Genomic DNA, 13,918 nt, shown 5'->3' on the forward strand with positions numbered 1-13,918 from the left:
GGCTAGTCGGCTTTGAGATAATAGCCCAATCCTGTTTTGGTATGGATAAGCTTGGGCTCAAAATTGCGGTCTATTTTTTTGCGTAAATAGTTGATAAACACCTCAATTACGTTGGTGTTGGTGTCAAAATTCAACTCCCAAACGTGTTCAATGATGTCCATTTTCGACAACACCCGGCCTTTGTTGCGCAGCAAAAACTCCAGCAGTTCGAATTCCCGAGCGGTTAGGTCGATGGGTTGATTGTCTCGTCTGACGGTCTTGGTCACGAGATTCATTTCAAGGTTTGCTTCTCGAAGCACTTCCGAGGCTTGGTCGTGGGTAGGGTTGGCGCGTCGCAGTAGGGCATGGATGCGAGCCATCAGTTCGCGGAAGTCAAAAGGCTTGATAAGGTAATCGTCGGCCCCAAAGTCAAGCCCTTTTACGCGGTCGTCGATTTCTCCCAAAGCCGTGAGCATCAAGATGGGGGTCGTGCTACCATGCTGCCGAATGGCTTTACACACTTCGAAGCCATTCATGAGGGGCAGGTTGATGTCCAGTATAATGAGATCATAGGACTGGGTTGTAGCTAGCCGGGCACCCACAAAACCGTCGTACGCAGGCTCGACCGTAAATGACTGTTTTTCAAGACCTTTTTTTGTAGCGTCAGAGATTCTTTTGTCGTCTTCTACAAAAAGTATTTTGGCTGAATTCTCCATAGGTTTAGAGGTTTCGAAGCAATAATGTATCTCTTTTTAGTCGAACTTTCAGAAAATTATTCAATTGTATCAGTCCACTGGGGTCGATAGGTGCCTTTTCTGTTTGGATAAGTACTTGCGTAATGGTGTCTGTTTTTGTTCCTATAAACACCATATTGCCAATCCCTACTTTTTTGATTTGAGGGTAGAGGGCCTGCATTTCAATCAAAACGGCACTGTTGATTTGGGCAAGGGTATCATTTTTCTGATTTATTTTGAGTGATTTAAGTAAATTTTGGAGGGCTTCATTGCTCATTTCCGCAATCTCTTCGCGGGATAAATTCATCCTGAACAACCGTAAATCGTAATCGGGAAGGTCATGGCTAAGCAGGGTTTTCTTGAAGTCGTCAAGTTGAGGTTGTTCAATGCTTTGTCCTGAATAATAAATCTTAACCTGTCTGGGCATTAGCTCTCGGTGGATTTCCCATTTTAGAATCTCATTTCCTCTTTTTGTAATTTCATTAACAACATGACTTTCGATGACTCTTTTCTCTCGGTTGTTTTTATAAACGGTATATAAAAAATAAATACTTGGGATTAAAGTTAAAACTAAAGCGCTGTATATGAAGCTACTGACGCGCTTTTGGGTTTTATCATTAAGGTATTCTTTGAGGGGGAATCGTAGGTACTTTGCCACCGAGAATGTGGCCAGACTGATAAACACGGCGTTGATGGCAAATAAATAGAATGCGCCGCCAAATATACGCCAATCTCCATGGGCAAGACCAAACCCTGCGGTACAAAGGGGGGGCATCAAGGCGGTGGCGATGGCAACGCCTGGAATGGCGTTTGTTTTTTCGGTCCGTGAGCCCGCCACAATCCCTGCTACTCCGCCAAACAAAGCCACCATTACATCGAGCAAATTGGGTTGAGTACGGGCCAGTTCCTCTGAGGTGAGTTCACTTAGTGGTGATATAGAAAAATAAAGTGTGCTCGTGGCCAAGCTGGCAATAGTAGCAATGGATAGGTTTCGTAAAGAACGTAGGAGGGTTTCTTGGTCATTGATGGCTAGGCCTAAACCAACCCCTAAAATCGGTGACATAAGGGGCGAAATGAGCATCGCGCCGATGATAACTGCCGTTGAGTTGGTATCTAACCCAATAGAAGCAAGCACGGCCGAACAAATCAGAATCCAAAGATTATAGCCGCGCATTGAGATACCCGAGGAAATCTCCCGAATTGTCTTGTCTGAATCGGTGGTGTCAATGAGGTGAAAAAGGGAATTTAATTGTTCTTGAATATAATTTCTCATAATTATAACTTACACAATTTTGTCGAACCCTACTTTGGCTTGTTAATTTACGAAAGAATTTGGAAATCCAAGGCGGGATGTTGCTTGATGCAGATGATCAAGAAAGGCCGTTGAAGCCCCTAGTGGTTTTTGGGTAAAGAAACTACCAGAAGGTCTTATGGAAAGCACAGGAACATTGGCGTGGTTGACAATTTGTTGCGCAAATGGGCCTATAAATGAATTTTTTATTTGATAATCAATTGAGGCCGTTATAATCAATAAATCTACGTCGAGTAGGTGGGCTTTTTCCAGAATGATTTCGGCCAAAGAATCACAAAAATGGAATTCGGTTTGAAGCTGGACTCCATCTGTTTTGAGGTTGTTAATCAATTGCGAAGCTTCTTTGTTAAGTTCATCAAAATTGTGGGGGCCGAGGCGTTCTAATACCCCCATTACAATTAATTTTGCATCATTTTTCTGAATAATTTTACGAGCAAATTCATATTTCTCTAGGGCATTGACGACGGGACGTACGGGAAATAAAACGGATTTAAAACGAAGCCACTGTTTGCGCGACGGGACGGTAAGTACTGGGCATGGCGCATTCTTGAGAATACTAAACGCAGTAGAACCCATAAAAAAAGCCCATAGTTTTGATGTCTCGTACGCGCCCATCACAATTATGTCTACGCCCCTTTTTTTTGCCGTTTCTACCACGGCAAACGTCACCGAACCAGATTTTACTTCATAAGCGCAAGTCAGATTGTGTTGTTGTCTGATTCGACGTGCCATGTCGTCCAGTTGTAAAAGGGCTGTTTTGACGGATGCATCTATCCCCGTATCCATCATAATGCCTCCCTCAGGGAGGACATACACCATTTCAGTGCTTACAATGTGAACTAAAATCAGTTCCGCCTTATGTCGTATTGCCATAGCAATGGCAGTTTGGAGAGCGTTTAGAGAGGTCGCAGTAAAATCAATCGGGACCAGAATTCTGTGCAGAGCTAAGACGGCATCCATATTAAGGGCTTTTAAGGGTGAGGTGTCGTGGGTAACAAACCTACGCCGCCCAACTTAAGAAAGCCTTAATGAAAGATTATAATTTGATAAATATAGGGGAGAACGTGATTGCTATTACTATAAAATCTATATTAGTAAGATAGGAATAGTTCCAATGGAAGAATTGTAAAAACAAAGAAGTACAGTTGCAGATGCTAGATTGCCAAAACGTATTTTGGTATTTTTTCTTAGGTCGGGACCCAAGGCAGCGGTCATCGCTGCTTTGGGGATGCATTTTTTGACGAATGTTGTGTCAAAATTGCCGACAATTGTGCATGAAATGGCGAAGAATACCTACTTATACAATCTTGACGATTTCGCCGTTGATAGAGTATTTAGTGACGAGTTCTTTGGCGAAATTGAGATTTCCGGGAGGCGTCATCAAAAACAAACGTCCGCCTTTCTGGCTTACCAACATACTCAGCAAACGAAGTTTTGAAACGATTTTGTCGGGACTGTCTCCTTTAAGAATGATTTCAAAGTAGGATTGCTCTAAGAGTTGTTTAGCGGTGACATCTGGAATGAATCGCTCATCGTCATTTTGACGCTCGTAGGCAATAGGTTGCTCAAAACCTTCCATATTTGCCCGGATTTGGTCATACCCCTTGCGTTTTGCCCACTCAATGACTACGGGGATATACGATTGCTTGCTCATAATTAGTAAATAAAAGTTTATGGTCGGCAATATGCATGGCAGATTTTGTATCAGTTTCTGACATAACAACTGCAAACGGAACGATAAGAAAAAATGATATATAGAATTTGGCTTTACAAAGCCGCCACTTAGAATAAGAAATGATGGTTAAGCGCTATTCATCCAAAATCATTGACTGAATAAGCGGTAATTCGCTAAAGTTTATGATAATGAAAGATTTTTTAAGAGTAATGACTTTCAAAGTACTGGTTTTTAGAGTATAACATAAAATCGAGAGTTGCCTAATGACGCAAAGAATGGAAGGCAACTTAAGGAAGCCTTGACTTAAAAGCTAATATTTTAGAAAGGATAAAACTTTGCCGACTTCGTGGTCAACTGACCACAAATTCCGTAAACTCACCTTTAGTTATGCAAAATTACGCCAAAAAGTACAATAACACTAAACAAAGGTTCGGGTTCCCGAATAATTCTCGCGAAATTCTTTTGGAGTGCATTGGTGTTTTTTCATAAAATGCTGTTGAAATAGGATAAATTGTTGAAATCGCACCGAAAAGAAACCTCGGCGGTTGTGAGAATTCCATTGAAATGTTTTCATCATCATCAATCTTTACATACACAAAGGCCTTGGGTACTCTGAACTAAATTCAGTTCAAACTCTTCGTGATTATAAAGCGGGAAGTCAAAGTGGTTTTGACTCGGGCAAATCCCCTAAAACAGTCATTGTAGGTAAGCGGGGTGATTTTGTGGTAAATTATATCCATTTAGGATACAAATGGGATAAAATAAAGGTAATCATTTATTATATCCCAAAATTGCCATTATTCTGGAAGAGAATCCTCCACGAGCGGTAAATTCTCGAAGTTGTCTGCTTTAAATCTTTAGGAAAAACATGTCGGACAGGATTGTGCTTTTTAGTCCTCTGGATAGGATATACAAGCTATAAACGCGTTTTGGTGAATATTATACGGTATTTTTACGAAAGTACATGACTGGAAAGAAATGATTTTTAAGGAATTTGTCCAAATAGTTTGCAAATATGTCAAAATCCTTATTCCTAAAGTTTTTTATTGAAAAAATGTACCAAAAAGGCATAGAAATCAGTTTAATTTGTTAAAAGTATTGCGCGTTTATAAATGTTATGAAATTTAAAACACTTTAATAGTTATGAGTACGATACATAATCTCAACGTCAATTTTAAAGGTACAACATTCAATCTGGAGCAGGGACTGGATGCCGAGTTCATTTTAATGTCGGGAAAAACTTTACTGCCTTTGCCCGAACCTGGTGTTACCTATTTGTGGGAATCTTCCGAATTAGTGAGAGTGCATCGTTCTCAGCAGACTATTCAGGCAAAAACGCAATTTCTTTCTTTTGGGGATGAGAGAATAGAAATTGAACCATTGAAGAAGTACAAAACAGTACGGCTGTTGAGGCTTTCGGTGTCGACAGAATGGCTGATTGAGAATAACCTTCGTGACTCATTTGCGCAAATCAAGAACCTCTATGATTTTGTGTCGTTACCTTCTTTCTACGAATCGCTTGATTCACAGTTGCTGGCACTTGTTCGAAATACGGATCCGTCACGTCTCAACAATAACTTACGCTTAAAAAGTGCGTTGTTTAATTACCTGAATTCTTATTTTGAGGTCTTAAAAAGTCCAAAAGTCTTGAAAAATGACCGTCTCAAAATAGAATGGGTGGTCAATAACTACATGCTTCAATTTGAACAGCCGATTCCGACCATTACTGAGCTTAGCAATCAGTTGAGTATGAGTGAAAGTAAGTTTAAATACCTGTTTAAGGAAGCATTTGGAATGCCTTTTTATCAATATTATCAGCAAAAACGCATGAATGAAGCCGCCGAATGGCTGAAATCAGGGGAACTGAATGTTACGGGTGTTTCTCAGAAATTGGGCTATAGTCACCCGATTAAATTTATTGGACAGTTCAAAAAACTATTTGGTGTCACGCCGCTGCGCTACGCCAAAGGGAAAGAATAAGGTTTATTTTTAGTATGACCGGGCAGGGGGATTTTGTATTTTTGCAGGAGAAACCTGATGTTGCCGATTATACTATATGAATTTTCCCTCAAAACTAATTGAAGAAGCAGTAAGTGAAGTATCAAAACTTCCGGGCATCGGGAAAAAGAGTGCTTTAAGAATTGTACTTCACTTACTCAAACGTACTGAAAAAGAGACGCATTCGTTGGCAGATGCGCTGGTGGCGGTAAGGACGCAGATTCATTATTGTAAGAAATGCCACAACATATCGGATGGCGAGCTGTGTAGCATCTGTTTGAGCCCCAAACGCGACGCCTCCGTGATTTGTGTGGTGCAGGATAGCCGAGATGTGTTGGCCATCGAAAACACGGGACAGTACAATGGACTTTATCACGTCTTGGGCGGGATTATTTCACCGCTGGAAGGTATCGGTCCGAGTGATTTAAAAATAGATTCGCTTCTGGAAAGGCTCCAACATACTTCGGAAGTCAAAGAAATTATTCTGGCTCTCAGCCCAACCATGGAAGGAGATACGACTTCTTTTTATCTTCAAAAAAAATTAAAACCCTTCTCCCTCAAAATTTCCACGATTGCACGCGGTATTCCTATCGGTGGGGATTTAGAATACGCCGATGAAATTACATTAGGTCGGAGTATTGTGAGTAGAATTAACTATGATTAGGGCTTTCTTCTCTAAAAAAAATAAGCGAAACAAACCCACTACCTTCATTCGTACAAATGAAGGTTTGGTTTAAAAAAATGTCAGTTACGTCAGTAGAAACAGACAGTTGGTCGCTTATTTGACAAGATTAAATCCTATTCAGGCTTGCTAAAGTACCAAATGAAAAACTTTGCTCAATACACCGTGGAGGACTTTGCAGCGGAGCCGCTGTTTATACGGTGGGTACAGCAACCTGACGATGTCGAACTTAGCAATTTTTGGCAAGTTTGGCTCACTAATCACCCTTATAAATCAGACGAAATCGCAGAAGCACGAACGTTGGTAGGCCAGTTTTCGGATACCTACATGGGCATGACGTCCCAAGAGATGCGTACGCTTTGGAAGCGAGTGTTAGAGTCTGTCCACACCATCCCTGAAATTGATCCACTCGATCAAGAAGTAAAACCCATTGCTTCCGCTTTTTACCTTACCCGTTGGCTAGTTGCCCTGTTTGTTGGGCTGGCATTAGTGGGCTGGATTCTCTGGAAAATCTATTAGTTTTTCGTGCGTTCATTCCTGTTCAATTGTCGTTCTAACGGCGTATTTTGTCGACGTAATGTTGATAAAATACAAAAAATAATTCTATTATTTTAAAAAACATTAGGGGTTAAAATGGGGTTTAACTTAAAATTAGTCAAAAAAATACGTAAAAATTTATGTATCGGAAACGTTACCGGGAACGATTGCATAAAATAATTTGGGCTAAATTTTGCTTAACTAAGCCAATACCGCTAAACTCAACCTATCTAAACTTTGAATATTTAATACAAGAACCCAGAATAATTACATTTTAACCTATTTCAATTTTTCTAAATTATGAGGAGTTTCTCTACTTTGTGTAGTCTGTGGGTAGTCGCTTCGGTACTTAGTGTATCGTCGGTCAAGGCTAATACCCCAACGACAAACGGCAGTGGCGGTAAGCCTATCGCAAACGTTAACGCTGACAAAACAGTCAGTGGGAGAGTGATATCATCGGAGGACAATACCCCGATTCCGGGTGTGAGTGTTGTGGTGAAAGGAACTACCACGGGAACGAATACTGATGGTGAAGGTAAGTTTAAACTCAATGTGGTGAGCGACAAGGCCGTGTTGGTTTTCTCAGCGGTGGGATTTGTGGCACAAGAAGTAACCGTAGGTAGCCAATCAGTTTTTAATATTACTTTAGGCTCTGATCAGAAAATCCTAAACGAAGTAGTAGTAGTAGGATACGGTACTCAGAAGAAGAGCCAAATGACGGGGGCGATTTCTTCAGTAAGTGCCAAGGAGATTCAGGAGATGCCAATTACGAGTATAGGTCAAGCCATGCAGGGCCGTGTAGCTGGGGTTGATGTTTCTCAGTCGGGTTCTAAGCCAGGTTCTGTGCCCAAGATTTTGATTCGTGGACGTCGTTCGTTCAACGCAGGAAACGACCCGCTTTATGTGGTTGACGGGATTCCGCTATCGGCTGGCTATGAAGACCTGAATCCAAGTGATGTGGCCTCTATGGAAGTGTTGAAAGACGCCACTGCTACCGCCATTTATGGGGCGAGAGGTGCCAACGGGGTAGTGTTGGTAACAACAAAAAGAGGAGCAGTTAAAGGTAAGACAACCGTAACATTTGATACTTATGCGGGTGTTTCGAAGCCATTAGACAAGATTCAATTATTTAGTGGACCAGAATTTGCGGAGTATGTACGTGAAGCGTATCGCGCAACGAACCAATACAAAGATGCCAACGGTGTAGCGGTGCCAACAGGAGTCGTTAATGCCGCCGCTGATGCAAAAATAGCGGTATTGGGTGGTGACCCAGCCGTGGCCCAAGGGTTAGCCGCAGGAACCGATACCAAATGGCAAGATTTGATTTTACGGAATGGATTCATGCAAAACCATTCATTGGGTGTACAAGGTGGCAATGACAGAACTCAGTTTTATATATCAGGGGGATACTTTCAGGATAAAGGTGTTTCTGAAGGGTTAGACTACACTCGTATGTCGTTGAGAGCCAACATCGACCACAATGTCAATAAGTGGTTAAAGGTGGGTCTTTCATCTTATATAATGTATAGTATCAGAAATGGTGAAAACTTAAACCCTTATAGTTTTACCATTAACCAAAATCCTTTGGCTCGCCCTTATGATGACAATGGTAATATCATTTTTTCGCCAACGAATGATGCTTTATTGACAAACCCACTGGCTGAAATTGTTAAAGGAGCGCAGGTAGATAATACCAAAAGGTATCGAATCTTCAATAGCCTTTACACCGAGGTCAAAATCATGGAAGGCTTAAAGTACCGTGTAAACTTTGGCCCAGACTTTACCATTGCAAGATGGGGGCGTTTTGTTGGTGCCGCTACCAATGCGCGTAAGTTAGGAGACCCACAAGCATCAACACGTAATGACTTTGGTTTTAACTGGACACTAGAAAATATCGTAACTTACAACAAAACGTTTGCTCAGAAGCATAATTTTGGAGCAACGTTGTTACAATCTATTCAAAGAGATAATTTTGAAAGATTCACGACTGATGTACAAGGGGTTCCTGCCGAAACACAGCAGTTCTATAACTTGGGTAACGCAGGTTCTGTTTTGGGGGTAGGTAGTTTATTAAGCCAATGGACCATCAACTCATACATGGCTCGTATCAACTACGATTACAACGATAAATATTTATTAACCGCTACTATTCGTAGAGATGGGTCGAGTCGTTTTGGTGAAAACACAAAATATGGTAACTTCCCCGGTATTGCTTTAGGCTGGAACATCAGCAATGAAGCTTTCTTGAAAGAGGTTTCGTGGATTGATTTGTTGAAACTCCGTGCAGGTTGGGGTAAAGTAGGTAACCAAGGGGTTGCACCTTACCAAACCCAAGGTTTGTTGAGTAGAACAGCTTATGCTTTCGGAACATCAGCGGCATTTGGATACCGTCCAAATACAATCGGAAATCCTGACTTGAAATGGGAAACTTCAGCTACTGCCAACATTGGTTTAGACTTTAGCTTCTTTAGAGGCCGTATCCAAGGTTCAGTAGAGTTGTACGAAACAAATACCACTGATTTGTTATTGTCTGACCAGTTGCCAGGTTCAATTGGCTTCAATGCGGTGACTCGCAACGTAGGGCAAACGCGTAACAAAGGTATTGAGTTAGGGTTTACCACTGTCAATGTAAATACAGCTAGTGGGTTCAAGTGGACAACCGACTTTACATTCACTAAAAATACGGAGGCTATCATCTCTCTCTATAACGGAAAAGTGGATGATTTGGGCAACCGTTGGTTTATTGGGCAGCCACTAAACTCGTACTACGATTTCAAAAAAGAAGGTATTTGGCAGTTGGCAGAGAAAGAAACAGCGGCTAAATTCTATCCAGGAGATAGAAATAATCCATTGGGAGCAGGTGTTGGTCAGGTTAAAGTACAGGATACAAATGGGGATGGTGTGATCACTGCTGCCGATAGAGTATTGCTTGGCTCGGATATTCCCGATTTCAGTGCTGGATTTACAACAAGATTCTCTTACAAAGGATTTGATTTGTCGGCCTTCTTCTTTGGACGTTTTGGTAATATGATTGTGAGTGGTTTCCACCAAAACAACAATGCTCTGGCAGGGCGCTATCAACAAATCAAAGTAGATTATTGGACACCTAATAACCCAACAAACGAGTTTCCTCGCCCGTTCAGCACGCAGGAATTTCCCCAATACAACACTACTTTGATTTATTTTGATGGTACATTCATCAAATTAAGAAACGTTAACTTTGGTTATTCATTCCCACAAAGTATTGCTAATAAATTAGGAATGGAGTCTCTGCGTTTGTACATGAGTATTCAACAACCAAAAATCTGGTCTGAATACCGCAGCAAATACAACGGAATCGACCCTGAGGCAACAATCACCTCATCAGGTACTGGAATCACGGCGGTCAATAACGGTGTTACACCGGCTACTTCGGTCACGACGGTTGGTTTGAATGTTAGATTCTAATTGAAAGGTTAAACAGGAGTTTTAAAACATTAAATACAATGAAATTAAATAATATATTAAAGCCAATTAAAATCTTTGGTGCTGTGGCGTTGTTATTTACGACCCAGTCATGTAAGGATATTTTGGACGAAAAAGTCATATCTGGCATTGGTAATGACTACATCAATACACCCAAGGGTTTTGAAGATGCTGTAAAATCGGCTTACTCTTCGCTTAGATATTATTACGGAACTCAACAGGGTTTGACCTTGACCGAGTATGGTACCGACATCTACGCTACAGGTGCTGACGGCGGTTATAAAGGATTCCATTTCTATGATACCCAACTACAACCAACGGTAGACTATTTAGGTAATACCTGGGATGAACTATACCGTGGTATCAATACTTGTAATGCTGTTATTGATAGAGCACCTGCGGCAACCGTTTCGGAAGCCATCAAAAAACAGAGAGTCGGAGAAGCTAAATTCTTGAGAGCGCATTATTATTATATTTTACACCAACAATTTGGCGGTGTAGATTTAAGATTAAGCGAAACGCTTGCCCCTACCAAGGAAACCAAGAGAGCATCAGATGCGGAAATGTATGCTGCTATCATCAAAGATTTGAATGATGCAATTCCTGCTTTGGAAGCAAAAGCGCAATCGTCTGACTACGGACGTGCAACAAAACCTGCTGCCGAAACGCTTTTGGCTAAGGTTTATTTGGCGAAAGCGTACTCATCAGCCAAAGCTTCAGATGATTTTGCCAAAGCCGCAGCATTGTGTAAAACAGTGACTACCAGCTACGGATTTAAGTTGTTAGATGATTTTGCAAGTGTTTTTGATGAAAACAACCAAGTAAACAGCGAAATTGTATTTGCCGTGCAATATACCTCAGACCCTTTGACAAACCTTACTAATAATACGGGTGCGGTAAACGGTGGAAATAACCTTCACTTGTTTTTTGGAATGCAATATGACGTGCAGCCTGGTATGAAACGTGACGTGTTTTATGGTCGTCCGTTCAAGCGTTTGAGACCTACGTCTTATTTGTTGAATACCCTTTTTGCTGACCGCGTCAATGACTCACGCTACAAAAAGACTTTTAGAGATACTTGGCTTTCAAATAATCCAGGCTCAAACCTGAATCCTTCCTTTGATGATTCCAAAACGAAGATAACCTTTGCCGCTGGCGACACTGCCATTTTCATCCCTGGCTATGAAATGTCAAAGGCTGAGCGGGCTACCAAAAAATACCAAGTATTGGTTCCAAGTAGATACGATGAGGCTTTGTTCCCAACATTGACTAAATTTTTTGATACCAAGCGTCCTGACCTAACCTACGAGGCAGGTAGCCGCGACTATTTCGTGTTCCGCTTAGCCGATGTGTATTTGATGCAAGCTGAGGCGTTATTGCAGTCAGGTAATGTAGGTGAAGCTACTGCGGCTATCAATATGGTGCGTTTTCGCGCAGGTTGGCCCGGTAAAAAAGAGGCTATGCTTATCAAAGAAGCTGATATGAATTTCGAAAAAATTATTGAAGAGCGCGGACGTGAGCTTGCGGGTGAGCAGACTCGTTGGATGGATTTGAAGCGTTGGGGACTTTTGGTAGAAAGGGTTAAGTTATACAACCCTCAGGCCGCCACCAACGTCAAAAGCATTCATAACGTGCGTCCAATTCCACAAACGCAAATTGACAGAAGTGCCAAAACGGCAGAAAATACTTCTGTATTTGCGCAAAACCCCGGGTACTAATCAGAGTAGGCAGTTTTCAGTAAGCAGAATACATAAAAAGAGAGAAGCGAAAGCTTCTCTCTTTTTATTGGTAAATTACGGGCAGAGGCTAGCCCTGCCCCTACGGCCGACTATCGTCGGTTGTCCTCTCCACCTACCATGCTCAAATAGCTTTCAAATCGACTCATGGCGATTTCGCCAGCTTCTACGGCCTCTTTGACGGCGCACTTGGGTTCGTCGATGTGGAGGCAATTATGGAAACGACATTGGCCGATTAAATCGCGTATTTCGGGAAAATAATGGCCGATTTCTTCCTTTTCCATTTCCGACAATCCCAACTCTTTGATGCCCGGTGAATCAATGATAAACGTATCGGGCGCGAGTTCAAACATTTCGGCAAAAGTGGTTGTGTGAACGCCTTTGTTGGCAAAAGTTGAGACTTCGTTGGTTCGGAGGTTCAAATCAGGTGCAATGGTATTGACCAAAGTCGATTTGCCCACGCCCGAATGTCCCGACAAAACGGAGACTTTTCCTTGCAGGAGCTTTTGGAAGGTATCAACACCTTCACCTGTTACGCTTGACGTGGTAAAACACGTATAGCCCAGTCGGTTGTAGAGGTCAACGAGTTCCTGCTGATATGCCTTGATTTCGTCGTCAAAAAGATCCTGCTTGTTGAAAATAACCACGCCGGGTATCCTAAACGATTCAGCTACCACCAACAAACGGTCAATAAACCCTAGCGATGTACGCGGGAAAGTAAGCGTCGCCACGATAATCGCTTGGTCAACGTTGGCCGCCAATAAGTGCGCGTGAGCCGATTTATGCACCGACTTCCGGGCAATGTAGTTGCGACGTGGTAAAATATCGTTGATGACGCCCTTTTGAGCCGTTTCATCTTCGATTTCCCAATACACAGAATCACCAACGGCCACTGGGTTGGTGACTTTTAGGTCTTGGTACTTAAATTTACCCCGCAACCTGCACTGCCAGATTTGTCCTTCAGCATCGCGGATGTCGTACCAAGAGCCAGTAGAGCGAATCACCAATCCGTGCAGGGATTGGGCATTGGTTTCCTCGGTTCGCTGTGCAATGACAGCGGCGCTTTTGGTCTGAAACTTGACGGGAGGGGCCTTTATTTTACCTGATTTTTTCAAATTGATGAATCCATTATAAGATTTTAGATGTGGACGCCCAGTTTCTGTAATGGTCAAAAGGTTGATTTACTTATAGTTTCATTAAATTCACTAATCTTGGGTCGGGGGAGGATTTATGAAATTTAACAAATTCGCTCTCGCCGTCAAACCATTTCAATACGTAAGTTCGTTCCAACTTTGTGGCACGATTATCCAAAATTAAGTGAAATGAAGTGTATTGCCAATTGTTTATATCCTTACAAAACCCGTGATGGACGGGATTATAGTGGATGTAATGCACCAACTTGGTAAAATAATTTTCGTTTTTTACTTGTTTGCGCTTGATAAAATCTAAAAATAATGCCCCTTTTCTATCAAACATCCGATTGAAAGCTTGTGCATATCAGTTACAAAAATTTTGGAATTGTTGCATTACAAAATCGTGGAAATCGAATTTTGCTTTGTCAAAATCTAAACGATTGTAATCTGGATTCTTAGCTGATTTGCGTTGATGATAGTACTCAATAATTGTATCTTCTTCTTTAATTCTTATTAAAAGATGGAAATGATTGGGCATTAGGTGTCCTCATTCCCTAGGCCGCAGCCATTTTTAAATAGAGTTCCTCTTGGTTTAACCATATTTGCTGAGGTGTCTTGCCCTTGAGAGCTGAGTGGGGTCTCTCAAAATTGTAAATTCGCCACCACT

10 protein-coding genes are annotated in these 13,918 nt (G+C 41.7%); 5 read left to right on the forward strand and 5 right to left on the reverse strand.

The annotated features are described in order from the left end of the window. Positions 1-2 precede the first annotated feature (2 nt). The 4 genes from DVG78_RS08180 to DVG78_RS08195 all read right to left on the reverse strand — a co-directional run bounded on the left by DVG78_RS08180 (position 3) and on the right by DVG78_RS08195 (position 3,679). Positions 3-695, reverse strand: coding sequence for a response regulator transcription factor (locus DVG78_RS08180; RefSeq protein WP_114460603.1), 693 nt, complete (start codon positions 693-695; stop codon positions 3-5). Positions 696-699: 4 nt separating this feature from the next. Further along, positions 700-1,986 (reverse strand): TIGR00341 family protein, encoded by a 1,287-nt coding sequence (locus tag DVG78_RS08185; RefSeq protein WP_114460604.1) that lies wholly within the window; start codon positions 1,984-1,986, stop codon positions 700-702. A gap of 42 nt (positions 1,987-2,028) precedes the next feature. After that, positions 2,029-2,985, reverse strand: coding sequence for a universal stress protein (locus DVG78_RS08190; RefSeq protein WP_114460605.1), 957 nt, complete (start codon positions 2,983-2,985; stop codon positions 2,029-2,031). A 337-nt stretch (positions 2,986-3,322) separates the two neighbouring features. Beyond that, positions 3,323-3,679, reverse strand: a complete 357-nt coding sequence (locus DVG78_RS08195) for a hypothetical protein (RefSeq protein WP_114460606.1) — start codon at positions 3,677-3,679, stop codon at positions 3,323-3,325. 1,164 nt (positions 3,680-4,843) lie between these two features. On the opposite strand from DVG78_RS08195, the gene DVG78_RS08205 reads away from it, so the two are divergent. The 5 genes from DVG78_RS08205 (at position 4,844) to DVG78_RS08225 (ending at position 12,100) form a co-directional block, all read left to right on the forward strand. After that, a complete protein-coding gene (locus DVG78_RS08205) occupies positions 4,844-5,680 on the forward strand; it encodes a helix-turn-helix domain-containing protein (RefSeq protein ID WP_114460607.1) in 837 nt (278 codons plus the stop codon). 76 nt (positions 5,681-5,756) lie between these two features. Further along, a complete protein-coding gene (gene recR, locus DVG78_RS08210) occupies positions 5,757-6,362 on the forward strand; it encodes a recombination mediator RecR (protein WP_114460608.1) in 606 nt (201 codons plus the stop codon). Between the two features lie 159 nt (positions 6,363-6,521). Beyond that, on the forward strand, positions 6,522-6,899 hold the full coding sequence (locus DVG78_RS08215; RefSeq protein ID WP_114460609.1) for a hypothetical protein: 378 nt from the start codon (positions 6,522-6,524) through the stop codon (positions 6,897-6,899). A 318-nt stretch (positions 6,900-7,217) separates the two neighbouring features. After that, positions 7,218-10,364, forward strand: coding sequence for a SusC/RagA family TonB-linked outer membrane protein (locus DVG78_RS08220; protein ID WP_114460610.1), 3,147 nt, complete (start codon positions 7,218-7,220; stop codon positions 10,362-10,364). A gap of 38 nt (positions 10,365-10,402) precedes the next feature. Then, positions 10,403-12,100, forward strand: a complete 1,698-nt coding sequence (locus DVG78_RS08225) for a RagB/SusD family nutrient uptake outer membrane protein (RefSeq protein ID WP_114460611.1) — start codon at positions 10,403-10,405, stop codon at positions 12,098-12,100. 110 nt (positions 12,101-12,210) lie between these two features. Here the strand turns inward: DVG78_RS08225 and rsgA are convergent, their stop codons facing one another. Then, entirely contained in the window at positions 12,211-13,134 is a 924-nt protein-coding gene (gene rsgA, locus DVG78_RS08230) for a ribosome small subunit-dependent GTPase A (RefSeq protein WP_114460632.1), read from the reverse strand. Positions 13,135-13,918: the final 784 nt, after the last annotated feature.

The sequence above is a fragment of the Runella aurantiaca genome, from assembly GCF_003339505.1.
Lineage (GTDB): Bacteria > Bacteroidota > Bacteroidia > Cytophagales > Spirosomataceae > Runella > Runella aurantiaca.